The 26,643-nt window shown below is 43.7% G+C and carries 26 protein-coding genes, 1 pseudogene and 1 riboswitch; of the genes and pseudogenes, 25 read left to right on the top strand and 2 right to left on the bottom strand.

Annotated features, from left to right (window positions below):
* A partial coding sequence (locus tag F3H20_RS17460) for an IS3 family transposase (RefSeq protein ID WP_149736142.1) occupies positions 1 to 302 on the top strand: 302 nt, incomplete at its 5' end.
* A gap of 301 nt (positions 303 to 603) precedes the next feature.
* The gene (locus F3H20_RS17455; RefSeq protein WP_188128400.1) at positions 604 to 1,203 is read left to right on the top strand and encodes a DedA family protein; all 600 of its coding nucleotides are present in this window, start codon (positions 604 to 606) and stop codon (positions 1,201 to 1,203) included.
* Between the two features lie 154 nt (positions 1,204 to 1,357).
* Here F3H20_RS17455 and F3H20_RS17450 read toward each other — a convergent pair whose 3' ends face one another.
* The gene (locus tag F3H20_RS17450) at positions 1,358 to 1,702 is read right to left on the bottom strand and encodes a winged helix-turn-helix transcriptional regulator (RefSeq protein ID WP_149736140.1); all 345 of its coding nucleotides are present in this window, start codon (positions 1,700 to 1,702) and stop codon (positions 1,358 to 1,360) included.
* Between the two features lie 266 nt (positions 1,703 to 1,968).
* On the opposite strand from F3H20_RS17450, the gene F3H20_RS17445 reads away from it, so the two are divergent.
* The 13 genes from F3H20_RS17445 to F3H20_RS17385 all read left to right on the top strand — a co-directional run bounded on the left by F3H20_RS17445 (position 1,969) and on the right by F3H20_RS17385 (position 17,276).
* Positions 1,969 to 2,886, top strand: coding sequence for an aldo/keto reductase (locus tag F3H20_RS17445; RefSeq protein ID WP_149736139.1), 918 nt, complete (start codon positions 1,969 to 1,971; stop codon positions 2,884 to 2,886).
* A gap of 157 nt (positions 2,887 to 3,043) precedes the next feature.
* The gene (locus F3H20_RS17440; RefSeq protein WP_149736138.1) at positions 3,044 to 4,225 is read left to right on the top strand and encodes an iron-containing alcohol dehydrogenase; all 1,182 of its coding nucleotides are present in this window, start codon (positions 3,044 to 3,046) and stop codon (positions 4,223 to 4,225) included.
* 252 nt (positions 4,226 to 4,477) lie between these two features.
* Entirely contained in the window at positions 4,478 to 5,068 is a 591-nt protein-coding gene (locus F3H20_RS17435; RefSeq protein WP_149736137.1) for a TetR/AcrR family transcriptional regulator, read from the top strand.
* Positions 5,069 to 5,122: 54 nt separating this feature from the next.
* Positions 5,123 to 7,747, top strand: a complete 2,625-nt coding sequence (gene ppsA, locus F3H20_RS17430) for a phosphoenolpyruvate synthase (RefSeq protein ID WP_149736136.1) — start codon at positions 5,123 to 5,125, stop codon at positions 7,745 to 7,747.
* Between the two features lie 545 nt (positions 7,748 to 8,292).
* Complete coding sequence (locus F3H20_RS17425; protein ID WP_223191827.1) at positions 8,293 to 9,600, top strand: DUF512 domain-containing protein; 1,308 nt, start codon at positions 8,293 to 8,295, stop codon at positions 9,598 to 9,600.
* Positions 9,601 to 10,341: 741 nt separating this feature from the next.
* On the top strand, positions 10,342 to 10,926 hold the full coding sequence (locus tag F3H20_RS17420; RefSeq protein ID WP_149736135.1) for a cob(I)yrinic acid a,c-diamide adenosyltransferase: 585 nt from the start codon (positions 10,342 to 10,344) through the stop codon (positions 10,924 to 10,926).
* A 334-nt stretch (positions 10,927 to 11,260) separates the two neighbouring features.
* On the top strand, positions 11,261 to 11,551 hold the full coding sequence (locus tag F3H20_RS17415) for a hypothetical protein (RefSeq protein ID WP_149736134.1): 291 nt from the start codon (positions 11,261 to 11,263) through the stop codon (positions 11,549 to 11,551).
* 451 nt (positions 11,552 to 12,002) lie between these two features.
* Positions 12,003 to 12,287: a hypothetical protein gene (locus F3H20_RS17410; RefSeq protein ID WP_149736133.1), complete on the top strand. Its 285-nt coding sequence runs from the start codon at positions 12,003 to 12,005 to the stop codon at positions 12,285 to 12,287.
* Positions 12,288 to 12,395: 108 nt separating this feature from the next.
* Entirely contained in the window at positions 12,396 to 12,983 is a 588-nt protein-coding gene (locus F3H20_RS17405) for a DNRLRE domain-containing protein (protein ID WP_188128398.1), read from the top strand.
* Between the two features lie 57 nt (positions 12,984 to 13,040).
* Positions 13,041 to 13,802: a DUF429 domain-containing protein gene (locus tag F3H20_RS17400; protein ID WP_188128397.1), complete on the top strand. Its 762-nt coding sequence runs from the start codon at positions 13,041 to 13,043 to the stop codon at positions 13,800 to 13,802.
* A gap of 104 nt (positions 13,803 to 13,906) precedes the next feature.
* Positions 13,907 to 14,000: riboswitch (cyclic di-GMP riboswitch) on the top strand.
* A 126-nt stretch (positions 14,001 to 14,126) separates the two neighbouring features.
* Complete coding sequence (locus F3H20_RS17395; protein ID WP_149736130.1) at positions 14,127 to 14,645, top strand: V4R domain-containing protein; 519 nt, start codon at positions 14,127 to 14,129, stop codon at positions 14,643 to 14,645.
* A gap of 28 nt (positions 14,646 to 14,673) precedes the next feature.
* Positions 14,674 to 16,278: a PAS domain S-box protein gene (locus F3H20_RS17390; protein ID WP_149736129.1), complete on the top strand. Its 1,605-nt coding sequence runs from the start codon at positions 14,674 to 14,676 to the stop codon at positions 16,276 to 16,278.
* A gap of 59 nt (positions 16,279 to 16,337) precedes the next feature.
* Complete coding sequence (locus F3H20_RS17385; RefSeq protein WP_149736128.1) at positions 16,338 to 17,276, top strand: DUF1848 domain-containing protein; 939 nt, start codon at positions 16,338 to 16,340, stop codon at positions 17,274 to 17,276.
* Positions 17,277 to 17,340: 64 nt separating this feature from the next.
* Here the strand turns inward: F3H20_RS17385 and purB are convergent, their stop codons facing one another.
* Positions 17,341 to 18,702: an adenylosuccinate lyase gene (gene purB, locus F3H20_RS17380; protein WP_149736127.1), complete on the bottom strand. Its 1,362-nt coding sequence runs from the start codon at positions 18,700 to 18,702 to the stop codon at positions 17,341 to 17,343.
* A gap of 429 nt (positions 18,703 to 19,131) precedes the next feature.
* Between purB and F3H20_RS17375 the strand changes: the two genes are divergently transcribed.
* From F3H20_RS17375 to F3H20_RS17335, 10 genes and pseudogenes are all read left to right on the top strand, one after another.
* Positions 19,132 to 19,629, top strand: a complete 498-nt coding sequence (locus F3H20_RS17375) for a hypothetical protein (protein ID WP_223191826.1) — start codon at positions 19,132 to 19,134, stop codon at positions 19,627 to 19,629.
* An 88-nt stretch (positions 19,630 to 19,717) separates the two neighbouring features.
* Positions 19,718 to 20,380, top strand: a pseudogene (locus tag F3H20_RS17370) (6-carboxyhexanoate--CoA ligase); the annotation flags it as partial.
* A complete protein-coding gene (locus tag F3H20_RS20220; protein ID WP_223191825.1) occupies positions 20,380 to 20,547 on the top strand; it encodes a hypothetical protein in 168 nt (55 codons plus the stop codon). The pseudogene F3H20_RS17370 and the gene F3H20_RS20220, both read left to right, overlap by 1 nt.
* Before the next feature lie 9 nt (positions 20,548 to 20,556).
* Positions 20,557 to 21,543, top strand: coding sequence for an aminotransferase class I/II-fold pyridoxal phosphate-dependent enzyme (locus tag F3H20_RS17365; protein WP_223191824.1), 987 nt, complete (start codon positions 20,557 to 20,559; stop codon positions 21,541 to 21,543).
* A gap of 9 nt (positions 21,544 to 21,552) precedes the next feature.
* Positions 21,553 to 22,308, top strand: coding sequence for a dethiobiotin synthase (bioD, locus tag F3H20_RS17360; protein WP_149736126.1), 756 nt, complete (start codon positions 21,553 to 21,555; stop codon positions 22,306 to 22,308).
* A complete protein-coding gene (bioA, locus tag F3H20_RS17355) occupies positions 22,289 to 23,671 on the top strand; it encodes an adenosylmethionine--8-amino-7-oxononanoate transaminase (protein ID WP_149736125.1) in 1,383 nt (460 codons plus the stop codon). Before bioD ends, bioA begins: the two co-directional genes overlap by 20 nt.
* A gap of 105 nt (positions 23,672 to 23,776) precedes the next feature.
* A complete protein-coding gene (locus tag F3H20_RS17350; protein ID WP_149736124.1) occupies positions 23,777 to 24,352 on the top strand; it encodes an HD domain-containing protein in 576 nt (191 codons plus the stop codon).
* Positions 24,353 to 24,380: 28 nt separating this feature from the next.
* Positions 24,381 to 24,896, top strand: a complete 516-nt coding sequence (locus F3H20_RS17345) for a DUF456 domain-containing protein (protein WP_149736123.1) — start codon at positions 24,381 to 24,383, stop codon at positions 24,894 to 24,896.
* A gap of 87 nt (positions 24,897 to 24,983) precedes the next feature.
* Positions 24,984 to 26,120, top strand: a complete 1,137-nt coding sequence (locus F3H20_RS17340) for an iron-containing alcohol dehydrogenase (protein ID WP_149736122.1) — start codon at positions 24,984 to 24,986, stop codon at positions 26,118 to 26,120.
* Positions 26,121 to 26,221: 101 nt separating this feature from the next.
* A complete protein-coding gene (locus tag F3H20_RS17335; RefSeq protein ID WP_091750150.1) occupies positions 26,222 to 26,473 on the top strand; it encodes a hypothetical protein in 252 nt (83 codons plus the stop codon).
* Positions 26,474 to 26,643: the final 170 nt, after the last annotated feature.

Below are 26,643 nucleotides of genomic sequence, written 5' to 3'. Positions count from 1 at the left end.
GGTTTCATACGGACCGCGGCAGTGAGTTTAAAAACGAAAAAATGAACGAGCTGCTGGAAACTTTTGAAATTGGCCGCTCTCTCAGCATGAAAGGCTGTCCCTATGACAATGCCGTGGCTGAAGCCACCTATAAAATTATGAAAACCGAGTTTATCCACCAGATGAGCTTCCACAGCCTTTATCATCTGAAGTTGGAGCTATATGATTATGTCAATTGGTTTAATAAGCATCGGCTTCATGGCACTTTGGGATATCTAACGCCTATTCAGTTTCGCCAAAAGGCCCTTAAAAAAGTTGTCTGATTTACTGTTGACAATCCAAGATGATATTTTTTACATTATCATCGAAGTGTTACCCTTTATTTTGGTTGGAGTCAGGAGTGGGGGCAAATTCGGTTTAGTTTTGATGAATTTAAATTTATAAGAACCTTAAGCCTTCTTGGTTACCTAATGTTTTTTTATATGCCGATTGGGCGGCTATATTTCAATCCCGCTACCTAGCTTACACAATGAAGGTATTTTTACATAGCTTCACAAATTGTGCTGCATCGGTTCGGTAATGATTTATACTTTTATCAGCCCTATAGCTGGAGGAGGGGATGTTTTGTTCGATAAAATTCTTGGAATTTTAAGCAGCCTGGGATTGCCCGGAGTGTTTGCCGGGGTGTTCTTAGAAGCAGTGGGACTGCCCTTTCCCGGTAGTGTATTAGTAGCTTTGGCCGGCTTTTTGTCAAAGCAAGGAGAGTTTAACATTATCGTAGCCTGGCTGGTATCTCTGCTAGGTTACCTGCTAGGTTCGCTTTCTGCTTTTATGATAGGACGTCAAATGGGAGGTCCTTTTATAAAGAAATGGTCGAGATATATCAGACTTACTCCAGAACGTATTGACAAGGCTCAGGAACTTTTGCAAAAGTCGGCCCCAATTTATATTATTGGCGGTCGCTTTGTACCAACGGTCGGCAACGTTACTCCCTATGTCGCCGGCATCAGTGGCATTTCGGTTGTTAAATTTCTTATCTATGATATGGTACACGCGCTTCTCTGGCTAACCATCTTTTTAGGCGCTGGGGCTATGCTAGGCAGCAAATGGCAAAGACTGGCAGACAATCCGTGGCTTGAGTGGGTTGCTATCGGTGGCAGTTTGTTAGTATCGGTTTATGTGTTTAGGGACCTGCTTTCTGTACATTTCAAAAGTAAGGGATAAAATTATTTGCGGTTAAAGGCAAAAAGATATTGTAGGGCCTTTATCCAGGATGAAATGATAAAAAAATCCTTTAAAAGATTGGACGGTTATCGCACAGTAGATAACTGTCCAATCTTTTGGTATTTTAGACTGAAAATGGATAGGTTATGTACCGCTATCCCCACTTGGCCCCCCAAAGCTTCATTGCCTTAATGATAGGTCGCAGGCTATTTCCTTTTTCCGTCAAAGAATATTCCACCGTGGGCGGTATTGTAGGGTAGGCGGTCCTTTTGATAATACCCCGATCTTCCAAATCTTTTAGACGGACGGAAAGCGTTTTAGGACTTACGCCGGCGAGGGACTTACGCAGTTCGCCAAAGCGTTTGACCCCATCGAACAGATCCCGGATGATTAAAAACGTCCATTTTCCTCCTAAAACCTCCAACGCCTTTTCAATGGAACATTCTAATTCGGGCGGACAATCACAGAGGTTTTGTTCAAGAGCTTCTTCTACTTCCATGCTTTCACTTCCTCAAAAGTAACTTTTTTGAAACTATATGATATAAATGTAACTACTTTTCATAGTAAACTGCTGATGTTATACTGTCAATGTAAATTAGGCACGGAAAGAGAAGCCACTTCACGGCTATTCAACAAAGAGGAACCTGACTCAAACAGGAGTGAATTATAACAAAAGCATTACATATATAACTGCAGGCGTATAATCATTTCTTAGCGATTTATTTACAATAGATAATTAAAATCAACGAGAAAAGAGGGATCACTATGAGAAAAATCGACATTGGTAAAGGGGAAATACTTGCTTCTGCAGTTTCGCTCGGCTGCATGCGGATGGCCAAGCTTACGGAAAAGGAAGCAAACATCATGATTAACACAGCTTTGGAAGAGGGGATCGATTTCTTCGATCACGCCGACATATATGGCGCCGGCAAATCGGAGGAGATTTTCGCAAATGCAATCGGCATGACACCTGGTATCCGTGAAAAGATGCTTCTCCAGTCGAAGTGCGGCATCAGGTCTGCCAGCTTTGACTTCTCGAAAGAACACATTCTGGAGGCAGTGGACGGTAGCTTGAAGCGTTTGAAAACCGATTACCTTGATGTATTGTTGCTTCACCGGCCGGATGCGTTGGTAGAGCCGGAAGAGGTAGCTGAGGCGTTTACCATTTTGCACAGCAGTGGAAAGGTGCGTTATTTCGGTGTGAGCAACGAGACTCCGCTGCAGATCGAGCTTCTCACTAAATACCTGAATCAGAAGCTGCTGATTAATCAGCTTCAGTTCAGTGTCATGCATACCAGTATGATCGATTCCGGTATTACGATGAATATGAAATGGCCTTCCACTGTCGATCGTGATGGCGGCATTCTCGACTATTGCCGTCTAAAGGACATTACAATCCAGGCATGGTCCCCATTCCAATATGGCATGTTTGAGGGTGTATTCCTTGACAACGACAAATTTCCGGAGTTAAACAAAACTATCAACGAAATCGCTGTCAAATATGGTGTGAAAAATACTGCCGTAGCGGTTGCATGGATTCTCCGCCACCCAGCCAAAATGCAGGTTGTTGTGGGCACCATGAATCCACAGCGCCTGCGTGACACTTGCAAGGCGACCAATTTTGAATTGACCAGGCAGGAGTGGTATGATATTTACCTTGCCGCAGGAAACAAACTACCATAAGCTACATTGTCTTATCGGGATGACAGAGTAAGTTTCTGCCATCCCTGTTTCTTTCCTAGGCAGCGATAATTATTCTTGCTATAGGTCTATATTAATCCCATAATATATAAGTAAGAAGGAACTTTTTATATGGTAAAAACAAGAAGGAGTGAAACGCATGCAAAGTTTCAGTTTTTATTCACCGACTAAAGTGATTTTTGGCAAAGGAACAGAACTGGGAACGGCCGATGAGATCAAAAAGTTCGGCGGCTCCCGGGTTCTGATTGTTTATGGCGGCGGCAGCGTTGTTAAAAGCGGGCTGCTGGCCAGAATAGAGCAGTCACTCACCGGTGCAGGTCTTGCTTTTACTTCGCTGGGGGGAGTGAAGCCGAATCCCCGCCTGTTTTTGGCACGAGAAGGTGTGCAGAAAGGAATTGAATTTGGGGTCAATTTTGTCCTTGCCGTAGGTGGTGGCAGCGTGATCGACACTGCTAAAGGTATTGCACACGGCATTGCCAACCCGGGTACCGACATTTGGAAATTTTGGCTCAAAGAAGTGGAAGTTACGAAAAGTCTGCCTGTCGGTGTAGTGCTCACTATTTCGGCTGCGGGGAGTGAAACCAGCGACTCTGCAGTACTCACTGACGATGAAACTTGGACAAAACGCGGGCTGAGCACTGAATTTAACCGTCCTAAATTTGTGGTGATGAATCCGGAGCTTACCTACACGTTGCCGAAATATCAGATTGCCTGCGGTGTAGTAGATATCATGATGCATACTCTTGACCGCTATTTTACGCCCGATGAGGGAAATGCCATTACCGATGAAATTGCTGAAGCGCTGCTGCGCGTGGTGATAAAAAACGGACGGGTTGCGGTGGAAAACCCAACAGATTACGATGCAGCGAGCGAATTGATGTGGTGTGGCAGCCTTTCGCACAATGGGCTTACCGGCCTCGGCGCAAAAAAAGATTTTGCCACTCATCAGCTCAGTCATGAACTAAGCGGCCGGTTTGACGCCGCCCATGGAGCAAGCCTTGCGGCTCTGTGGGGTTCTTGGGCACGATACACTTATCAGGAAAAGCCAGAGCGTTTTGCCCGTTTTGCTAAAAGCGTATGGGGCATCGCAACAAACGATTGCAAATTGGCAGCACAGGAGGCTATTGATAAAACCGTTGCTTATTTTTCTTCTCTTGGTATGCCTACAAGCTTTAGTGAACTTGGTATTGGTGTTCAGAGCGAAGAAGTGCTGCAGGATCTTACAGACCGTTGCGTGTTTCATGGTGCGCGTACCATCGGACAGTTTAAAGTGCTCAACCGGTCGGATGTTTATGAAATCTACAAACTAGCCAACCATTAAGGTGACGAATAGGGAAGAGTGGAGCTGAAAAGTCAGCTCCTTTTTCTATTATGGACCTAAGGTGTGTCTTCTTCACCTTGTCTTAGAAAGAAATCCCCGCAACTTAATTTACACTTTCAAAGTTGGTGGAGTACTAGTCTGGTGACTAAACGAAACAGACTAGGTCTATAATAGAGAAGTGACAATTATGTCATATGACACCATTGTCATATCATGTGCGCTATGTTAATATGTTGTAAAGGAGATGATAGCGTGCCCAAAGATACTTTCTATAACCTGAGTGATGAGAAGCAACGGAAAATTTTTGACGCTGCTGTCCGGGAATTTTCCAGTCGCCGCTTCAGCGAGGCATCTATCAACCAGATTGTGAAAACTGCCGGAATACCCAGGGGCAGCTTTTATCAGTATTTCAGCGGTAAAGAGGACATTTTTGGCTATGTGTTTGAAAAAATCGTAGAGGAAAAACGAGAAATCACCTATCAAGCAGAAGATTTGAATCTGGATGCCGACGTGTTTGAAATCTGCCTGCAAGCAACCAAAGCCTCCTATGCGTGGGGCAGGATAAAACAGGAATATAGCCATATCGCTATGCTGATGGAGATTGATACAAGTGAATTCATTACCAGACTCCGGGCTGCCTCATTTGAAAGCTTGATAAAAATAATCGAACGGGATAAAAAACGTGGTCTTATAAAACCGGAAATTGATTCCGAATTGGTTGCCGACATGATCTATGCTCTGATTTGGAAACAATTTTCCTTAGTTGGGTTTGATGAGAAACTGTATTTAAAGAAACTTAAGGATGGCCTTAGCATTATCAAGACAGGAATTACAGCCGGCTAGCGGTATAATGATCCGAGTAGCTCCAACATCAAAAAATAATAGGAGGTATTTGTTATGAATTCCTATATACTCGGTTTTCAGGCGATTGATAAAGCACAGCTTATGCTGGTTGGAGGCAAAGGCGCCAATCTGGGGGAGTTATCCAGGATTGAGGGAATACGAGTACCGGAAGGCTTTTGTGTTACTACGGAAGCATATAAAAAAATTATTGGGCAGGCACCGGAGTTTGAGGCGCTGCTTGATCAACTGTTACAGCTAAAGGCAGACGAGAGACAGAGAATCGCTGAAGTCAGCGGCAAAATTCGCAGCATGATCGAAGAAATAGCCATTACCAGGGAGATAGAGGAAGAAATTATGTACTATCTCTCGAAGCTTGGTGAAGAAAAAGCTTATGCCGTCCGTTCCAGTGCTACGGCAGAGGATCTTCCCAATGCCTCTTTTGCCGGCCAACAAGATACGTATTTAAACATTATAGGAAAAGCTGCCATTCTCAAACATATCAGCAAATGTTGGGCGTCACTGTTTACTGACCGTGCTGTAACCTATCGTATTCAGAACGGTTTCGACCACCGCAAAGTTTATCTGTCTGTAGTTATTCAAAAGATGGTTTTTCCGCAGGCTGCAGGGATTATGTTTACGGCAGATCCTGTTACCGCCAACCGGAAAGTGCTGTCCATCGACGCCAGTTTCGGCCTTGGCGAAGCGCTGGTCTCCGGCCTGGTAAATGCTGATATCTATAAAGTACGGGAAGGTAGGATCATCGGCAAAAAGATATCCTCTAAAAAAATCGCTATTTATGCTTTAAAGGAAGGCGGTACGGAAGAAAGGGAGATAGAGTCAGAAAGACAAAATACGCCGACCTTGACAGATGAGCATATTTTACAGCTTGAGGCCATGGGTAGAAAGCTTGAGGCGTATTTTGGCCGCCCGCAGGACATTGAATGGTGTCTTTATGAAAATAAAGTCTATATCGTTCAAAGCCGTCCTATTACCACTCTATACCCTGCACCGGCGACGAAGGATGGCAAAACCCATGTGTATTTTTCCTTTGGTCATCGGCAAATGATGACTGAAGCCATGAGACCATTAGGTTACAGTTTTTTTCAGGATTTTTTCAAATTGATTTCCGGGGCGCCAATGATTGAACTTGGCGGCAGGTTGTATATGGACATGTCCCGTGAACTCAGTTTGCCGATAATAAACAAATCTTTGGTCAAGAGCATGGACGTGATTGATGTTTTGATGCAGAAGGCTGCGTATAATATTCTAAAACGGAAAGACTTTATCAAGGAATTATCCCGGGAAAAAGGGTTGATGTTAGGAATTTCAGTGTGGATGAAATGGGGGATCGACACCTTAAAAACCTATTTTAAGAATGACCATGCTATTGTGAAAAATCTTATGGCTCATAATGAGATGGTGATGCATGACCTGGAGCAAAGGATTGCCCAAGTGTCGGGTGATGAATTGTTTGATTCCATTTTTAAGAGTTATACGGACATAAAGGACGCGGTCTTTGCCGGTTACGGAGCGGTTTTTACCGGTGCCTATGCCAGTTCCTGGATCAATAAGAACATGCAGAAATGGCTGGACGAAAAGAATGCGGCTGATGCCCTGGCTCAATCGGTACCTGATAATGTTACCTCTGAAATGGGGCTGGAGCTTTTGGACGTAGCCGATGTTGTCAGAAGGTATCCGGCGGTAATTGCGTATTTTGAGCATGCCAGTGACGAGACGTTTTTTACGGAACTGGCTAAATTGGAAGGAGGGAAAGCCGTAAGTGATTCCATTCAGGCGTATTTGAAAAAGTACGGTATGCGTTGTTCGGCCGAAATTGATATTACCAGGCCGCGCTGGAATGAGAAACCGACGATACTCATTCCCATGATTCTCAGCAATATTAAGGCTTTCGGACCTGGTGCCCGCCATGTGAAATTTGAACAAGGACTTGAGGACGCAAGACAGAAGGAAGCGAATATTCTGGAGCGTTTGGATCAACTACCCGGTGGGAAAAGCAAAGCTAAAAAAACAAAGAAGATGATTAGTGTTCTGCGCAATTTCGCTGGGTACAGAGAATATAGCAAGTATTTGCTTGTCTGGTATCTCTGGATTATCAAGCAAGCTCTGCTGAAGGAAGCCGATAAACTCGTGCAAAAAGGAGTGATAAGAGATAGGCAAGACATATATTATCTAACCCTTGCAGAATTAAGGGAAACCGTTAGCACGAACCGAACGGATTACAGCATCATAACAAAGAGAAAAGAAGACTATGAAGTTTTTAAGAAGCTAACACCTCCCCGTGTCATTACCTCTGAGGGGGAGATCATATCCAGTGCATATGATGCCAATAACATTCCTCAAGGTGCGTTAGCTGGTGTGGCAGTTTCATCAGGCATTATTGAAGGGCGGGCACGGGTCATCTTTAAAATGGAGGATGCCAATATCGAAGAAGGGGATATTTTGGTGACTACCTTCACAGACCCCAGTTGGACACCGGTGTTTGTGGCTATTAAAGGGTTGGTGACGGAGGTCGGCGGAATGATGACCCATGGCGCCGTTGTTGCCAGGGAATACGGCCTTCCGGCAGTAGTAAGCGTAGAAAATGCAACTCAATTGATTAAAGATGGACAGCGCATTCGGGTAAATGGAACGGAAGGGTATGTAGAAATTCTAAACTGAGGGTCTCTTCAGTAGGGTAATAAACTAAAATACTAGCGTCTTGTGAGGCTAGTCGTACTTTTTTTGCTTTTTTGCTAAGACATTTGCCAGAATTTTTAATTTCCAATATTGACAAGCAACCTTATGGCAGGTATATTATTAACAATTGAATATGCTGGGCAGGTGTCTTTTCAGGCTTAATGGGAGAAGAACGACAAAGCCAGTGCGGCACTGCCGATGTGTGAGCAGTAATATTGAACTATGTCCCTGCAGCAAAAGCCGCAGGACTGTCCGGAAAACGACAAGTCAGAGTCCGGATAAATTCCTAGTGATTAATTGCCGACAAAGCTGCGAACGGCAAGCAAGAGCGTTGTGAGATAAATTTGTCCTTCCCGGCCTATTTTGGCCGGGATTTTTTGTTGGAATGTTTTCGCAGCCAAGTGAGTGCGTCTGTGATATTATATAATGGTTATGTATGAAGTTACGGTTGCCATGGTAAACTTAAAACGTATTTAACGTATTTAAAATGGGACATCAGCGATTTAGTTTTAATTAAGAAGGATTGAATGATGAATAATAAAATAGCAAAGATTATAAATGAAAGTATTGCCGAGGAATTAGAGATAGAAGTTGGCGATAGATTAATTAGTATAAATGGAACTGAGATTAAGGATATAATCGACTATAAGTTTTTAATGGCCGACGATTATATAGAAGTTGAAATAGAAAAGACAAATGGGGAAATTTGGACTCTTGAAGTTGAAAAAGATTATCAAGAGGATTTGGGCATTGAGTTTGAGAGTGGAATTATGGACGAGGCTCGAAGTTGTCATAATAAGTGCCTTTTTTGTTTTATTGATCAGTTGCCCAGGGGAATGCGGGAAACACTATACTTTAAAGACGATGATTCAAGATTATCCTTTCTTCAAGGGAATTTTGTCACGTTAACTAATATGTCAGATAAAGATTTAGAAAGAATTATTCAATACAGAATTAGCCCTATCAATGTTTCCGTACATACAACTAATGCGGAACTTAGAAAAAAAATGCTGAATAACAGGTTTGCAGGAAACATTTATGATAGACTTGGGAAATTAGCGGATGCAGGAATTACTATGAATTGTCAGATCGTATTATGTCCTGGCTATAATAATGGGGAAGAATTAATTAAAACAGTAAATGATTTGTTTAAATTATACCCTTCCGTGGAAAACGTAGCTGCCGTACCGGTCGGGGTTACTAAGTTTAGGAAAAATATGAGAGAAATAACCTTGTATAATGCTGAGAGTGCTAAAGCAGAACTTGAGAATGTTAGTACGTTTCAGCAAAAGGCTCTGCTGGAAGCTGAAACTCCTTTTATTCGATTGGCCGATGAGTTTTATGTACTTTCGGGAACTGAAATTCCGGCGACCGAATTTTATGGAGATTTTGACCAAATTGAAGATGGGATCGGAATGATCCGTTTTTTTAGAGATAGTATCACTAAAAATCTAAAAAGGCTTAACCAGAAAGGTAAAGGTTCATTCAGTTTCATTACAGGTGTCTCGGCCTATAATGAAATAGTATGGGCTGCAAAAGCGATTGAGAAAAGAAATGACAGAGTCAAAATTAATGTTCATAAAGTTGCGAATGATTTTTTTGGACAAACCATCACCGTGGCTGGACTATTGACTGGGCAGGATATTATGAAACAGATACAGCAGGATCAGGTTTTAGACTATATAATAATGCCGAAGAATATGTTTAAGAGTGACGAAAATATGATGTTAGATGATGTTACTGCTGTTGATTTGGAAAAATACTTTAATAAAAAGATTTTAATCTGTGATTTTACGGGGGAAGACCTGATTCAACTCATTAATGAGCACATGTAGCAAGCTTTTCTCGTGGTTGCCTATATGACCGGAGTGGAAGATAGTAGGATACTTCCCGGATTGCGAACTGGAACCGCATGATAAAAGGGAGGTTGTTTCAAGCCTTAAAATCTTGTCGAAGTCGCGATACAGGCTAGAAAAAAGGTGGGATAAACCAATAGTAAGTGACTAGCTGCCTGCTAATCAAGCGAGAGGGTAATGTTCAATCAGGATATTTTAACCTGTTTATAAGAATTAAGCTGTATAGTTGGGGGCATCATATAATCAATTCTTATTTATAGATTGGTGATGATTATGGGAGAGCGAAAAGTAGGTAAATTGGGTATGAAGTTTGTCTTGATCTTAGGGGTTATAATTTGGGCTATTGCCGAAATTTGTTATTACCTACTGATTGACTGACTTGCTTATTGTTCCCGGCGACTATTGGCAGAATAGCAGGTAGTGCATTGTGTTTTAAAAATCATCCTGTGTAGGCAAGGCTACATAGGATGATTTTTTATATAGAAACGAAACGTATGTGATGAGAAACGAAAGTGATAGGCGGGAGGGGAATTGTTGCAGTAGTTTCGTATATGATTTTTATCTGGTAGTTGGTTCACAATAAGTTGTCAGTTACACGTTGATGCCGATATCATCTTCCAGTTTTTAGAGAAGGAAATCACATTGAGATGGAGGAATATAGCACTTTTAGTGAAACTTAGGATAGAATGAGAAGTAATAGCCAATCATGGAGGAAGTGTTATGAAGGGATATGTACAGGTCTATACGGGAAATGGCAAGGGAAAAACTACTGCCGCAATTGGGCTTTCCATCAGAGCGCTGGGCGCTGGACTTAAGGTCATGTTTTTGCAATTTATGAAATCCCTTGCCTATAGCGAACAAAATATATTAGCCGGCTTTGAGCCCAATCTCCAGCTTAAAACAGTAGGAAAACCGTTTTTTATTGCCATGGAAGGAATGCTGACGGAAGAAGAACTGGTAAAGTGGCAGGACAAAGTCGTCGTGTTTCCGCCCGGTAAGCCTCCCAAGGAGTATCTGGCTTTGATTGCAGCAGGTATGAGTGAAGCAAAGCAGGCGGTTCAAAGTGGTGAATACGACTTAGTGGTATTGGATGAGATTAATTGTGCCCTTCATTTTGGATTAATTTCCTGGGAAGCGCTGCATGAACTTATTAATGCAAAGGCACCTAATACAGAACTTGTTTTAACCGGACGTGGTGCCAGGCGAGAGTTGATAGAATGCGCCGATCTGGTGACTGAAATGAAGGAAGTTAAGCATTATTATGCGACACAAGGACTAGAGGCGCGTCTGGGCATTGAAAATTGACCAGGAAGTTAGCTAAACGGACGTGGACGTTATGTCTATTTACGTAGCTTTGAGATACGGTCGATTTGCCCATAAAAATGTAACATGATTTTCATAGTTAATCATTGACAAAGAAGAATTAATAAGTTATTATAATCAATAGATAATAATTATTAATTAATAAATTAAATTTGTCCGTGTGTTGATTTAAACTTAAAGCTGAATGTTTTATGTTTAACTACACATAATATATTCAACTGAATAGAGCATTAGCAGCAACAACTATAACAGAAAAGTAGAGATCAAAAGGATCTTTACAGGTGTTTTACATTTACATGATTTTAGGAGGATGATGATGATGAGCAATGAAAAAGATGAGATGAGTCAGGGCGAGTGCAGTACAGCAGGCAAGGGTTTTGCTCGCACTCAAGATACGGCTATTGCCCCGGAAAGCTGCGGGTTACCGGAAAGAGGGTTCGGTCTTACTGATACCGGTAAGAAGGAAACGGGTGCTAGCTGCGGTTGCGGGCCGACCAATTGCAGTACGGCTGGTATGGGATTTGCCCGTACGGATAAGACGAAAATTGCCCCGGAAGATTGTGCCAACCCGTCACGCGGTTTTGCAACGGTTGATACCGGTAAATAACCGGTAAGTTATCAGTACATAAACTCATTCCTATAAACGGGATGGGTTTTTTGTTTGTTATAAGATAACAGGAGAAGCTACAGACCTTTAGGGATAGTTCATACAGCGAGAATCCCTAGAAGCCTGTTTTTTTTGCCAGCTAAAGGCGGCTATGGTGATGAAACGGAGTTTTCTGCCCTTTTTATAGGTTTTTTGAGTAAATAAATAATAAAATGTACTAGTGGTATAGATATTTACATTTATATAAAAAGCGCATACGACCTATGTGACTAAGACCAATAACGAGGCTGGCGATGCCTGAGGCATTAAACAATATCTAGAATAGGCGCAAGCGAACGCAGGATAATTGCAGTGAGTCATTCTCTTTCTTGGAAATAAGCGGTCAGTTATGTTTCCTTCTTGGCAAGTGATACATATTATGTAATATAGTTAGAAAAAAGGAGGAAAAAATATGCCGTCTCTGATTAATTCGCCTGCCGCATATTCAATTAGCAGCAGCAATGAAGGGTCACTTGTAGAAATAACAATTACCAACAATAACGCCAGCGGTGGTGCAGCATTGGCCAATTTTATCGTTACTGCCATCTATGTAGGGGCCGACACAGAATATGTCTGGACACAAGCGGTTGCCACACTGGCGGCCCAGGCTTCAGTCACTTTCGATATGTCAATTGATGGTGAAACTTATAATGTCGCTAACTTGCATGTGGGGATAGCTTTTCTGAATACTCCATAGGTTGGGGAGAGTTGAGGATATCCTCAAACTCTCTACATAGAAACATGTTGTTCGATTATGGGATTACTGCTGCAGGTTCGCCGATGCATTGAAGAAGGGGCTGTTGGTATGGCAGTTGTCAATATTCCAGCCAGTAAAAGTCTTACTTTATCAAGTAAAACTCCTTTGAAAAATATAAAAAGAAACAAAATTTTTATCGGGAGCCAGGGAAGATATGTGTATTATAGTTACCTCTTTTTTAATATGGATATGATTCCAGACAATATTTCTTTATTGGCTGCTAGGTTGGTCTTGTTTAAAACCGATAAGTTACAGGAAACAAGGCAGTTTGCCATTTATCCACTGCTGCAGGAATTTTGTTCGTTAACATCCTATTTGTATAGTTGCCCTTTTGAGGTATGCCCAACGCTAAGACGAACCTTTAATGTGTTTGCAAGTGATATCGTCGTTGAAACAGATATTACCGGGTTGGTTGGTAGATGGCTTGACAATACGCTGGTGAACAGGGGAATCGCGATTATTGAGGAAAAATTCAATTCTCGAATGACCGGACGTACATCCTTCGGTTCAGCGTACTGTAAAGATAAAACATTGATACCCTATATAAGAGTTGCGTATAAAGAAAAGGAAGGATCTCCTTATTTTCCTATACCCAATATCGGCTATTGTGCTACTGTTATTCCTTGCAAATCATAAGCGGTCCTGTATATCATTGTATTAACAATGATATTTTTTATGGAAGGAAATACAGAAATGGAAGCAAGAATGGGCGGTACCTGCTGGGTAGGTATTGACAGTTGCAAACGAGTGGGAAAATATCGGGGCTGGGCAGTGTTTTGGCACGACCTGTCCGGCCGGTATGGTTTTGCCGATTATCCGGATATTACCCAACTGATGGCAGAGCATGACGCTGCCGAATGTCTGCTTATCGACATCCCGATTGGGTTACCGGAAACCAGTCAGCAGAATGCGGCTAGACCGGATCAGAAATTAAGGAGTAGGCTGCCGGGAAAGGCATCCAGTGTGTTTAATACTCCCTGCCGTCAGGCCGTTTACGCCAGGGACAAGCAGAGCGCCAAGGCTTGCAATTTGCAGGTTCTTCAAAAAAGTCTGTCCGAACAGTCACTGGGGTTTACGCCAAAGATTCGCGAGGTGGATCAATTTTTACTGGAGCAGCCTCAATACATCGGCCGACTGCGGGAATCGCATCCAGAGTTCGGTTTTGCTATATTAAACGGTAATAAACCGCTGGTGAGCAAGAAAACCTTCCCAGAGGGACTTAAAGAGAGAACACAGTTGCTTTCAGAGTATTTTATACAAGCCGGACAGGCCATGACTGAAATCGAAAACCGTTATCCCAAACAATTACTGGATGATTTTATAGATGCCATGGTATTGTCGGTTATTGGCCGGCTTGGTATGCAGTATGGTTTTTCTACTATTCCTCAACGGCCGGTAGGAGATAGCAGAGGAATCCCGATGGAGATTGTATACTGTGAGCCGTGCTTAAAATAAAAAATAGATTATGGCCGAAAAATATGTTTTTTTGCCAAGGACAGAAGGAAAAGTGATAGTCAGTCTAGAAATGTAAAATTTATGTAGAATTTGTAAAAAAACGAAGGATTTTTTGGCAAACTTGTCGAAAGACAAGGACGCAAAGCTATGGATCTAACTATACCAAAGGACGGTATAAATGATTGCCAAGCCGCAAATAGGTTTTGGCGATTTTTTTTTAGTAATAAACAATTTATTTGAGGTGTTAAGTGTTGAAGTTAGCTTTCAAGCGCAGCTAATCCGAGCGTGCTTGCATGGTAGTCAAACAAAAAGAGGAGTCTTGTTATGAAGCGAAAATATGAATTTCAATGGGAATTGCTTGGCGATCTTGCTGCCGGCAGGCCGAACCTGGGGCCGATGGTTAGCACTGATGTATACAGACTTATGCAGTTTTGTTTTCGCGATGTGCTTGAGAAACATTACGGAACGGAAATGGTCGATACCTTGTTCTATGAGTCAGGGTTGCTGGCGGGAAAACAATTCTACCAGAACGTTATTAGGGATGTAAAAGATTTCAACAGTTTTATTCAGGCAATACAAACAGCCCTGGCGGATAAGAAAATCGGAATTCTACGGGTTGAATCGGCTGATCATGAAAACGGAAAATATGTAATGAGCATTTCCGAGGACTTGGATTGTTCCGGATTGCCGGAATTGGATTATGAAGTATGCGTTTATGATGAAGGTTTTATTGCCGGGCTTCTGGAAGGGTTTACCGGCAAGCAGTATAGTGTTAAGGAGATTGACTGTTGGTGTACAGGTGACAGGACTTGCCGGTTCACTGCTGAAATATCCGTGAAGTGAATCTTTGGTTTTAGAGAGGGATATCCACGTGCGTAAAGAAATGGAAGAAGAAATCAATGAAATACTGAGAGAGTTATATCAGGTGATAAAGGGAAAAGACGTGACAAACGGTGATTCTGCCTGCGCGGGAAAACATCCGGAGTTTGTCAAGCTGAAAAACGAGCTTCTCTTGCTTAGATCCTTTACTGATACACTTGCTAAAGGTGATTTGTCTTCTACAATAAACTTACGCGGATATTGGCCGGGTGCGTTAAAGGCCCTGCAGTCCAATCTGCGCCATTTGACTTGGCAAACAGGGATGGTTGCTTCCGGTGATTATAGCCAACGGGTTGATTTTATGGGAGACTTTTCCATTGCGTTTAATAGCATGGTGCTTGGTTTAAAAGATGCGGCAGAAAATGAGCGACGCTATATTGCAGAGCTTGAAAAACAACAGGAAATCATTCGGGAAAGTGAACGAAAATATAAATTTATTGCTGAAAATACGGGGGACGTAATCTGGCTGTTGGATACCGGCGGCATTATCCGATATATAAGTCCCTCGGTTGAGAAATTGTTAGGGTTTGCAGCAGTTGAACTAGAGGGGGAAAATTCGGAGCAAACGACACTTACCTTTTTGTGGAATGCTTTTCAGAAGATCACGACTGACAACATTCAATGGCACAGCAGTAAAGTACCGTTCATTGTGGAAGAGGAACAACTGCGAAAAGACCGGAAAGTGATCTGGCTTGAATCTTCCATAAGCATTGCCCGGGATCAGGCGGGTGCCCATATTGGCTATATTGGTGTTACCCGTAATATTAGTGAAAGAAAAAGAAATGAGAGTCTGCTATATCAGGCGTATGAAAGAAAAAAGAGAAGTGAGTTTTTTAATAAACTGGCTGTCCGGAATGATATAAATGATCTGGAGCTGCAGGAGTATAGTGAAAAAAACAAGCTTCATATTCCCAAAGATTTTTCTTTATTGTTTTTCGAAGTAGATACTATACCGGGAGTGTCTGATACAGCCGATCATCATTACCATAAGCAGCAGCTCGTAGATTTCTTGATCGATATATTAAATAAGAAGAATAATACGATTGCCTGGGAGACAGACATTGGTATTGTAGTCCTTAGTGATTTTGCTTCATGTCCCAACCATAAAGAACGGGAAACCGAACTGGCGGAAAGTTATGTAGCTTATATCGGTGCCTATGTCCGGAATATTCATGTTACAGCGGGGATTGGAAACTATGTAGAAGGTTGGTCAGGCTTAGCTAACCGGTTAAACAATGCGAAGACTTCGGTACGGATTGGTAAACAGGTTTGGCCGGAAAGACATATTTATCATTATGAAAATTGCGGGATTTATCAGGTACTTGCTCCTTTTGCCGTTACTGACGGAGCTGTTGATTATGTGCATCAAATGATCGGCCCATTACTGCCGCACCCTAATTTATTGGAGACACTGGAAAAGATTTTATCAGGTCTAAGTTTCAAGGAGATTGGTACACAGCTATATTTGCATCATAAGACTATTCAGCTCAGAAAGCAGCGGATTGAACAAATTCTAAATACATCGCTTGATTGTTATGAGACGCGGACTGCGTTGGCTACAGCTCTCCAGCTGTTGAAGATTTTAAAACTTGGCTGAATCTCGGCAGTGTTTGTATAGGATACAGCGAAGGCACTAGCAGGAAAGTGAGGATAACAATGATTATCAGTGCCAGCCGACGGACAGACATCCCGGCTTTTTACTCGGATTGGTTTGTCAATCGCTTGCGTGAAGGTTTTGTCTATGTGCGCAATCCGATGAATTTCCGTCAGATATCCCACATTTCACTGAAGCCGGAAATGGTTGGCTGTATTGTTTTCTGGACCAAGAATGCTTTGCCGTTGCTTACGAAATTGCCTGTTATTGATGCTATGGGGTTTGCGTATTATTTTCAGTTTACGATTACGCCTTACGATGCAAAACTGGAACGTCACGTACCTGTCAAACATGAAATTATCGAAGGCTTTAAACGTTTAAGTGATACCATTGGCAAAGAGAGAGTAGTCTGGCGTTACGATCCGGTGATTGTCACGGGACCCTTTTCTGTAAACAAACATCTGGAATGTTTTTCTGTCTTGTGCCAGTCTTTGCGAAACTATACGGAGCGCTGCGTTTTTAGTTATGTTGATGTGTATGGCAAGCAAAAGAGCAGACAGGAAGGGGCAGCGATTGTTGAGCTGGAGGATGAAGCGAGGCAGACGATTGCACGAGGGTTTGCCGATATTGCCAGAGAGAACCGGCTTATTTTGCAGGTTTGTGTGGAGGACCTGGATCGGCAGCGATATAATATAAGCGGGGCCGCTTGTATCGACCAGGGAATTATTGAGACAGTAACCGGGTATAAATTGAAGCCCAAGAGGGATAACAATCAAAGAAGTGGTTGCCGTTGCCTTGAAAGCGTGGATATTGGCGCGTATAATAGCTGCCGGCACGGCTGTAGCTATTGCTATGCGGTGGATGATGGGGCCTGTAAAAATTCAGTTTACCATCAAACCCATTCTCCGTTGCTGCTGGGGCAAGTAGAGGCCGGGGACCGTATCATTCCGAGGAAGATGACTGTTTTACGGGATAAGCAGGCAGCGTTGTTTAAGCTATAAAAAAGGCACGGACTCTCTTCAAAGTAGAAGAGAGTCCGTGCCTTTTGGATTATTGATTATTGTGTTAAGACTTACTGTGCTTAACGAGGCTGGCAGCTATGCCGATGTAGGAGCAAGGTGTTAGGGCCAATAGACGGGCTTTGGCCTCTGCCGGCAGGTCAATGCTGGTGATAAATTCTTTAATTTCCGCTTCACCAATAGTTTTGCCGCGAGTTATTTCCTTTAATTTATCATAAGGGTTTGTATGGCCGTGCTTGCGCATAACCGTTTGTACCGCTTCGGAGATTACTTCCCAGGCATTGGCGAGATGGGCGTTAATTGCATCGGCATTAACCGAAGTTTTGGCGAAACCCTTGGCGGCATACACCAAGGCCAAATGAGAATAACCGATAGCTGCTCCTATATTTCGTTGTGCCGAGGAGTCGCTTAGATCTCTTTGTAAACGGGAAATTGGTAATTTATTGGCAAGGTGATCTAATAACGCATTACTTAAGCCCAAATTGGCTTCTGAATTTTCAAAATCAATAGGATTGACTTTGTGCGGCATGGTGGAAGAACCAACCTCGCCTTTGACGGTTTTTTGTTTGAAATACCCGAGTGAAATGTAAAGCCACATATCGCGGTTAAAGTCGAGAACGATGTTATTAAAACGGTTAATCGCATGAAAACATTCGGCGACATAATCATGGGATTCGATTTGTGTGGTCAGTGGATTGTAAATTAATCCCAGACCTTCGACGAAGGTTCTGGACACAGTTTCCCAGTCTGCTTCCGGGTAAGCAATCGCATGTGCATTAAAGTTGCCAACGGCTCCATTGAATTTCCCCAGATATTCCAGCGCGCGGATTTGCTTTAACTGGCGGTTCCAGCGATAGATAAATACAGCCAGTTCTTTACCTAACGTGGTAGGAGAGGCCGGTTGCCCGTGGGTATGGGCGAGCATAGCCACATCCTTTAACTCCTCCGCCTTCTCTGTTACGGCGGCGACCAATTTTTCGGCTGCCGGCAGCCAGACATCCTGGATACCATGTTTTAGCATTAAAGCGTAGGACAGGTTGTTGATATCTTCCGATGTACAGGAAAAATGAATGAACTCGATTACATCGGACAGTGAGCTTTCCGACAGAGTTTCCCGTATGAAATATTCAACCGCCTTTACATCATGATTGGTCGTTCTTTCAATTTCTTTGATTCGCCCGGCAGCGTTCTCATCAAAATCAGTAACGATATTGCGCAAGAAATGCACTTCGCCGGCAGTTAGCGGGCGGACTTCCGGAAATTCGGGCTGGGCCGCCATCGCGATAAGCCATTCAATTTCTACATGGGTCCGGTATTTTAGTAATGCCCACTCCGAGAAAAAATCACCTAATGGTTTTGCAATGGCTCCATAACGTCCGTCAAGCGGACTTAATGCTTTAATAGTCATCAATATCCCTCTCTACTATATAATAATATACATAAAAATATCGTGCGTTGAAGTCATGCACATTATGCTTTTTGATTTTGCCAATACTATTTTACCATTATTGTTAAGTTGTGGCTATGGGGGAAAGTACTTCTGTTGATTTTTGTTGATCAAATAAAGGGGATGAATGGAAGGGCTTAAGAAATACAAGGTGAAATTTTCCTGGCTTTTAATTTACATGTCTTTTAGTAAGTAGTATAATCCTATTGTTAACCTAGTTGGTTTATTTTGGTTAACAATAGGATTATACTGTTGTGGAGGCCGGAAATGATAGCTGAAATATAATGTAGTATTACATTTTGGGATGAAAGTAAGGGAAGTCATTACCAGGGCAGAGGCAACGGAATTGCCGGAAATAATAGACTCCTAAAAAGTAAGGAGGAATAAAAGGTGAGAGAGAATGTCCGCTGGATGACAGAGGTTGCCCTATTGGCCGCATTTTTATCTGTTGCCGGTGCTTTTAAACTTCCCGGATTATTGCCGGGGACAGAGTTTCAATTGTCGGCTCCACTGGCAGTTGCTATTTGTGCTGTATTTGGTTTTGCTAAATATATCACGGCCGGTTTGTTGTCAAGCATGGCAGGGTTGATGCTTGGAACGCAGACAGTATGGAATGTAGGCATAGCGCTTATTTTCAGGTGTGTTGTCGGTGCCATTTTTGTGTTAGGGGGGAACTGGTGGTTGACAGTTGTACTAGCTGGGCCGATTGCAACGATCACGTCTAGACTAGTTGTGGGGGGAATTCTGGGAAATATGGCAATACCTTTTGTGCTGGCGGCAGTGCCTGGCATAATATATACAGCCATAACTGTCTGGCCATTGACTATATTATTAAAACGGATAACGGAGAGCGGAAAGAAGGCGATCATGTATGTTGTACAGCGTTAGAATGCGAGCTGCCGAAGGCGGTTCGCATGAGCAGGGGGGCAAGCATATTTCCGGAGCGGAGAAGCTAATTTAACGGGATTCTCTAACAGAAACGGCGACGAATATGCTTGTCCGTGCGCTGGAACATAGTCGGGGGAGTGCTGATTTTATTAATTTAACAGTCGAGGCCGTTTCCTTGCATTCAGTTCAACGGACCAAATGTTTACCAATCCGGTCAGTTTACACTGAAAACCCGGATGAGGGACGGAAAAGGGCTTACGAGACCCTCATTGCCTCTGGCGTTTTGCCGGAAGCCGCTAAGGCGGGCATCGGGTATTTGACAGATTTGTCTGTTAGTCTGAGAGGGGCGATGCTGGTGGATGCGCAAACCGGCAAACGTCTTGATCCACTATTCTTGCGAGGGGTTCGGGTTTCGCGTATGGATGTGGAAAATGAAGCGGCTTATAAAAAATGGTTGCAGCAGCAAGGCTACTGTAATATTCACATTCGGGAAGCGGTTGTTTTAGCATCTAAGGTTATGGCCGCATTGGGAATGGTTGCGGAATTATGCTGGTCTGACGATCCGGAATATACGGCCGGCTATGTGGCGACATCCGGTCAATATATCCGGTTTACCCAGCTAAAGCCGGCAGGCAGCGAGATAGGAGGGCGCGTGTTTTTTGTGAAAGCCGGCACGGATATAAACTCGCTTATTACATTTTTGGAAAATACACCAGTACTTATCGAGGTGCCGGTTAAGGAGGGCCCTTAGTGGATTGGCTGCAAGAAAAACTTGAAATAATAAAATCCCGCAATTTGTACCGGCGTGCAGTAAGTTATCACGCCATTAGCTCCACTCAGGTAGAAAATGCTGAAAGCACATTTTGTCTTTTCGCTTCTAATGATTATTTAGGCATGACCCATGATCCGGTAGTTTAGCAGGCCGCTATGCAGGCTGCTAAATTGTATGGAACCGGTGCGGGAGGAGCAAGACTTACGACGGGCACCTACCCTCTTTTGGAGCAGTTGGAAAAGGAACTGGCTATTTTTAAAGAAACTCAAGCATCACTGCTGTTTAATACCGGCTATATGGCTAATATAGGAGTTATTAGTAGTTTGGCCGGTCCGGAAGATGTAATTTTTAGCGATCAGCTAAATCATGCAAGTATTATTGACGGTTGCCGGTTATCACGGGCAAAAACTGTTATATACCGTCATAAGGATATGGAAGATCTGTACCGGTTATTGAAGGATACCCCCTGTACAGGTAACCGGTTTATCATAACCGACGGTGTATTTAGTATGGATGGAGATATTTCGCCACTAAATCATATTGTGGATTTGGCCCAAAGCTGTGGAGCTATAGTTATGGTTGATGATGCGCATGCAACTGGAGTTCTTGGAGCCGGAGGAAAAGGAAGTGCTTCCTATTTCGGCCTTACAGGGCAGGTTCATATCCAAATTGGTACACTTAGCAAGGCTTTGGGCGCAGAAGGCGGTTTTGTAGCCGGATCGAGCTTGCTGATTGAGTATATAAAAAATACGGCCCGCAGTTTTATTTTTTCAACAGCCCCGGCACCTGCTGCGATGGGCGGAGCTTTGGCTGCGCTACGCCGGCTTGTTGCTGAGCCTCAATTGGTTGAACGACTGTTTGCTAATGCCAGGTATGTAAGAGAAGGTCTGCGGGAAGCCGGTGTTCCCCTTGATACCGGTACGACACCCATTATTCCTATTATGCTCGGCGAAGCAGAAAAAGCGGTTTGGCTCATGAATAAGCTAAAGCGCAGTGGCATTATTGTAACGGCCATCCGTCCTCCCAGTGTTCCGGATGGCACAAGCCGGTTGCGATTAACAGTAAGTGCCGTCCATGAGAGGAACCAATTATCCAAGGCTGTCGAGAGCATCAAGGCAGCTTACAGAAAAATGAATAAGTGAGGGGAAAGTATGGGTAGAGGAATATTTATCACAGCCACCGATACGGATATCGGTAAAACCTATATTAGCGGAGCGATAGCGGCGGCTTTACGACTACGTGGTATAAACACCGGAGTAATGAAGCCCGTAGCCTCCGGTGCGGTATATGGGGAAGACGGGATTTTGCGTTCGGAAGATGCCAGTTTTTTAATGGAAGCAGCCGCTTTTTCCGAAGCAAGCAGGCAGGAGGTAAACCCGGTTTGTTTAGTTCCTGCCTTGACGCCGGCGGTAGCAGCAGTTGAATCAGGCACGGTCATTGAACCTAAACAGTTAGTTAAAGCCTGTAAGAGTATGCTGCGCAAAAAAGAATTTACTATCATCGAAGGGGTGGGTGGAATCTTGGCCCCTATTTGGGAAGATTATTTGGTAGCCGATATGGTACGTGACCTTGCCCTGCCGGTGCTTGTGATTACCCGGCCTAATTTAGGCACGATCAATCATACGGTGCTTACTGTTGATTATGCCCAAAGGCATGGAATCCAGGTAAGGGGAATCATCGTCAATCATTGGAATCAGGAGCAAATTAGCGTAAAAGAACGCAGCAATTTGGAGTATATTGAGCGTTTAGGCAAAGTGCCGGTATTAGGAACGTTCCCCACAGTAGCCGGCCTTGTGGCTGGTGAACAAGTTATGCGCCAATTAGGTGATTTGGCGGAACAGCATCTGGCTATTGACAGGATTCTTGGTTTTGGAGGAGGAGATGAGCATGATGGACACGGAGCGTAAGGATAAAACGTTTGTTTGGCATCCGTTCACGCAAATGCAGGACTGGGCGGCCAGACCGCAAAAGGTGATTGCGGCGGCGAAGGGGATAAAATTGATTGATACGGAAGGCAAGGAGTTTTATGACGGAGTGTCCTCGCTATGGGTAAATATTCATGGACATCAACACAGCAAGATTGATCAGGCCATCATTGAACAGTTGGGGAAAGTTGCCCATACGACCATGTTAGGGTTGTCCAACATTCCTGCCGTTGAATTGGCAGAACAACTAGTCGAAGTGACGCCTTGCGGGTTGAACAAGGTGTTTTATTCGGATGATGGTTCCACGGCAGTGGAAGTGGCGCTAAAAATGGCATTTCAATATTGGCAGCATAAAGGAAAAATGAAAAAACAAAAATTTATTTCCTTGCAACAGGCTTACCACGGTGATACGGTGGGAACGGTCAGTGTTGGCGGGATTGATTTATTCCACAGAGTATTTAAGCCACTCTTGTTTAGCACGGTTCAAATACCGTCTCCTTCCTGTTATCATTGCCAAATACATTCCGAATCCGCAATTTGCGGTTTACAATGTGCGGCAGCGTTAGAAGCCGTACTTGCCGAGCATCACGAGGAGATTGCGGCCATGGTGATTGAGCCGATGGTACAGGCTGCCGCCGGTATGCTTATGTCTCCGCCCGGCTATTTGGCCAAGATACGGGAAATTACCCGCAAGTATGATGTTTTGCTTATTGCCGATGAAGTGGCGACAGGTTTTGGCCGGACAGGAAAAATGTTTGCCTGTGAGCATGAAGGGGTTGAACCTGACATGATGACGTTATCGAAGGGAATTACCGGCGGCTACATGCCATTGGCGGCGACGCTGACGACTGATGAAATCTATCAGGCTTTCCTGGGCGGTTACTCGGAAAAAAAGACTTTTTATCATGGCCATTCTTACACGGGAAATCCGTTGGCTTGTGCAGCGGCGTTGGCCAATTTGGCAATATTTAAGGAAGAAAGAGTTATCGAAGGCCTTGCGCCCAAGATTGAGGCTGCAGCGGCCAAACTAAAAGAAATGGAAGCGCTTACCCATGTGGGTAGTGTGAGGCAGTGTGGCTTGATCATTGGTATTGAACTCATGCAGGATAAGTACTGTAAAATCCCTTATCCCTGGGAAGCTGCCTCCGGTGCCAGCGTATGCTGCAAAGCCAGAGAGTATGGGCTTATTATTCGTCCGATTGGCGATGTGATCATATGCATGCCTCCGTTGGCGAGTACAGTGGAAGAAATCGAAACAATGCTGGAGATCATTAAACGCTCTATCAGGGAAATCACAGAAACCAGCATGGCTACTACGGCCTTGGTACAACCTACTGATCTATGATGATTGGCCGCAAAGGCATTTTTTCTTTTTGACGGAGTGGGAAGGATTTATCTAGAAAAGAGGAGAAGACTAAGGGTAGCTTATCGCTAGGAGGAAATTAGCCATATGTCCCGAGAAAATGCCATTTTGACTTACACCAATACATTGTTTTACCCGCTTGATCCCCGGGCGGAGGAAATCCATATAGAAGATATTGCGCATGCTCTGTCGCAGATGTGCCGGGCGAACGGTCATTTTAAAAAATTCCATAGTGTCGCTCAGCATTGTATAAATTGTACGTTAGAAGCCCGGGCCAGACATTTGAGTGAACGGGTTCAATTGGCCTGTTTGCTGCATGATGCCAGTGAAGCATATATTTCTGATATCACCAGGCCGGTAAAATGTTACTTGAAGGAATACCGTAAAATCGAACACAAGCTGCAACAGGCTATTTATGCTAAATTTTGTCTTGGGGACATGAACGAGGCTGAATTAAGGGAAGTTGAGGCAGTGGATAATGCCTTGTTATATTATGAATTTGAACGGTTACATCATCAGGGAATCCATAAGCAGCCACCCAGGGTTTTTTCCTCACCTGACACTAGCGAGCGCAATATGACGGCAGTAGAGAGGCAATTTCTTCAATTGACGGAACAATTGCTGGAACATATAGCAAGTAAGAACAGATCATTGGAACTGTAGAAAGAATGCAAAAACAGGAGGATATTGCGTGGACATCAGTCAATTTGCCATACATAGCCTTATGCTTATTTTGCTTATAACCGGATTTTTTCTAACCGTTGTTTCTTTGCCGGGTAATTTCTTTCTTTTCATTATAGCTCTGCTGTATGGTTGTTATGAAGGCTTCCAACAGTTCAACCTGACTATGCTAGCTACGCTTTTCGGTATGTTGGTTTTCGGTGAAGTTGTAGAATTTGCAGCAGGCGTTGTTAGTGCGAGAAAAGAGAAAGCCTCTAAACGGGCCATGCTTGCTGCCATTATAGGGGCCGTGCTGGGCGGGGTGACTGGTACCGCGATACTGCCTGTTATTGGTTCGGTTCTGGGAGCCAGTCTGGGAGCGTTTTTGGCAAGTTACGTAGCAGAATATACTAAACAGACCGATTTGGCCAAGGCCGGTCGGGTAGCTAAGAGTGTGCTGGTGGGCCATGTGGTGGGGATGCTGATAAAAATAGCTGTAGGAGTCGGAATGATTATTGTCATGGGAAGTCACTTACCTTGGCATTAGCACATAAGGAAAGTCCTTCTTTTTTTAGGTGGATACAACCGTATAATAGTAATTATAAAAAGCATTTTTATAAAGGAGAGCGATGGTATGAAATTTTCGTACTATATGCCAACAGAAATTGTTTTCGGCTGTGGCGGCTTTGAGCAGGCTGCCGGCCGAATTGCCCAATTGGGAAGCCGGGCATTGATTGTTACAGGAAAGAAAGCAATGCAGGCATTGGGATATACCGACAAGCTGCAGCACAATCTACAGGCTGCGGGAGTCAAAACAGCCGTATTTGCAGATGTCAGTGCGGAACCGCATGCAGCGGAAGTAAATCGTTGCGTGGCAGAATATGCCTCCTATCACCCGGACATAGTTGTAGCACTGGGCGGTGGCAGCGTAATTGATGCGGCGAAAGGAGTTCTTTTGGGATTATCCACAGGTGAAGGCATTGAACCTTACTTAGTAGGCAAAAAAAATGTGGATCAAGTGGCTATAACCTTTCCTTTAGTTGCTATTCCTACAACGGCAGGTACCGGGGCCGAATTGAATAAAGCGGCTATTTTAACCGATGATACTGCCGGTATAAAAACGAGTTTTCGCCACCAGAATTTCTTTCCGAAGGTTGCTATTGTCGATCCTCTCCTGACTTTGTCGCTTTCACCCAAGGTTACGCTAGAAACCGGCTTTGATGTTTTTGCTCACGCTGTGGAAACCAGTATATCCAAAGCAACAAATTCTATGGTAAAGATCAATTCTATCGAAGCTATTGGTCAGGTCCGTGATTATTTGCCCTTGGCAATTCAAGATGGTGGCAATATAGCTGCACGCACAGCAATGCACTATGCCAGTATGCTGATGGGAGCGAGCTTGGCTAATTCATCGACCTGCCTGCCACATCGTCTGCAATACCCTATTGGGATAAAAACCGGTTCAAGTCATGGGGCGGGGCTAATCAGCCTCTTTAGACCTTGGTTGGAGAACACTTATGAATACTCCAGTGAACAATTTGATTGTTTATTCTCCGCGTTAGCCGGAAAAAACTGCCGGGGAAAAGTGCAGGTGCTACAAGAGTTTGATCGGTTTACCGAAGCGATTGGTGCCAATTATACATTAAAGACATTTGGTCTATCGCGAGAAAACGTTCCCGAACTAGCTGATAAGGTGAGCGGTAACCTAGCCAATGATCCGGCGGGACTGGTGCCCGGAATTGTTGATGCTATGTATTTCGGTGCTGTTTAGGGTTCATACTTAATAGTGGTTAGAGCAATTAGCCCATGGGCAGTAGTCGCTTTGGACAATAGGGATAATTGCCGTCCGCTAAAAAACGATTGGAGGGTTATATGAAGACTCAACCGGAGATTGTTTGGATTGTAAGCTTTGGAATTGGTGAGGATGGCGGTTTTATCAACTATTTGGTTGAACAGGCCGACTTGTCTGAATATCCTAAGCAGACAGCCGATACTTTACGTAATAAAATTGGTGAAGGTGTTTTTTACAGCAGCCAGGAGGCTGAAACCTGGGGAGAGGAGCAAATGCAGGGGCGTGAATGCGGTTGTACCTGCAAAAAAGGTTGTTGTAAACAAAAGAAGTAGTTTTTTAAAATAGAAGTTGACATAAAAACAGAAGTGTGTTAATCTATAAAAGTCGCTGAACAGGGCGGCAGGAAATGGTAAGAAAGCCAATAAAAAACAGGTTGACAGGCAAAAGCCGATGTGATAGTATATAAAAGCTGTCGCAAGGCGGCGGTCAACAGGAACTGCGG

Source organism: Propionispora hippei DSM 15287, assembly GCF_900141835.1.
Lineage (GTDB): Bacteria > Bacillota > Negativicutes > Propionisporales > Propionisporaceae > Propionispora > Propionispora hippei.
This window is presented reverse-complemented; position numbering and strand designations above follow the sequence as displayed.

Bases quoted from the DNA above. Each gene is read 5' to 3' on its own strand.
- F3H20_RS17450 (WP_149736140.1), bottom strand. From the start codon at position 1,702: ATGGAAGTAGAAGAAGCTCTTGAACAAAACCTCTGTGATTGTCCGCCC.
- F3H20_RS17445 (WP_149736139.1), top strand. From the start codon at position 1,969: ATGAGAAAAATCGACATTGGTAAAGGGGAAATACTTGCTTCTGCAGTT.
- F3H20_RS17440 (WP_149736138.1), top strand. From the start codon at position 3,044: ATGCAAAGTTTCAGTTTTTATTCACCGACTAAAGTGATTTTTGGCAAA.
- ppsA (WP_149736136.1), top strand. From the start codon at position 5,123: ATGAATTCCTATATACTCGGTTTTCAGGCGATTGATAAAGCACAGCTT.
- F3H20_RS17425 (WP_223191827.1), top strand. From the start codon at position 8,293: ATGATGAATAATAAAATAGCAAAGATTATAAATGAAAGTATTGCCGAG.
- F3H20_RS17420 (WP_149736135.1), top strand. From the start codon at position 10,342: ATGAAGGGATATGTACAGGTCTATACGGGAAATGGCAAGGGAAAAACT.
- F3H20_RS17415 (WP_149736134.1), top strand. From the start codon at position 11,261: ATGATGAGCAATGAAAAAGATGAGATGAGTCAGGGCGAGTGCAGTACA.
- F3H20_RS17410 (WP_149736133.1), top strand. From the start codon at position 12,003: ATGCCGTCTCTGATTAATTCGCCTGCCGCATATTCAATTAGCAGCAGC.
- F3H20_RS17405 (WP_188128398.1), top strand. From the start codon at position 12,396: ATGGCAGTTGTCAATATTCCAGCCAGTAAAAGTCTTACTTTATCAAGT.
- F3H20_RS17400 (WP_188128397.1), top strand. From the start codon at position 13,041: ATGGAAGCAAGAATGGGCGGTACCTGCTGGGTAGGTATTGACAGTTGC.
- F3H20_RS17395 (WP_149736130.1), top strand. From the start codon at position 14,127: ATGAAGCGAAAATATGAATTTCAATGGGAATTGCTTGGCGATCTTGCT.
- F3H20_RS17385 (WP_149736128.1), top strand. From the start codon at position 16,338: ATGATTATCAGTGCCAGCCGACGGACAGACATCCCGGCTTTTTACTCG.
- purB (WP_149736127.1), bottom strand. From the start codon at position 18,702: ATGACTATTAAAGCATTAAGTCCGCTTGACGGACGTTATGGAGCCATT.
- F3H20_RS17365 (WP_223191824.1), top strand. From the start codon at position 20,557: ATGCAGGCTGCTAAATTGTATGGAACCGGTGCGGGAGGAGCAAGACTT.
- bioD (WP_149736126.1), top strand. From the start codon at position 21,553: ATGGGTAGAGGAATATTTATCACAGCCACCGATACGGATATCGGTAAA.
- bioA (WP_149736125.1), top strand. From the start codon at position 22,289: ATGATGGACACGGAGCGTAAGGATAAAACGTTTGTTTGGCATCCGTTC.
- F3H20_RS17350 (WP_149736124.1), top strand. From the start codon at position 23,777: ATGTCCCGAGAAAATGCCATTTTGACTTACACCAATACATTGTTTTAC.
- F3H20_RS17340 (WP_149736122.1), top strand. From the start codon at position 24,984: ATGAAATTTTCGTACTATATGCCAACAGAAATTGTTTTCGGCTGTGGC.
- F3H20_RS17335 (WP_091750150.1), top strand. From the start codon at position 26,222: ATGAAGACTCAACCGGAGATTGTTTGGATTGTAAGCTTTGGAATTGGT.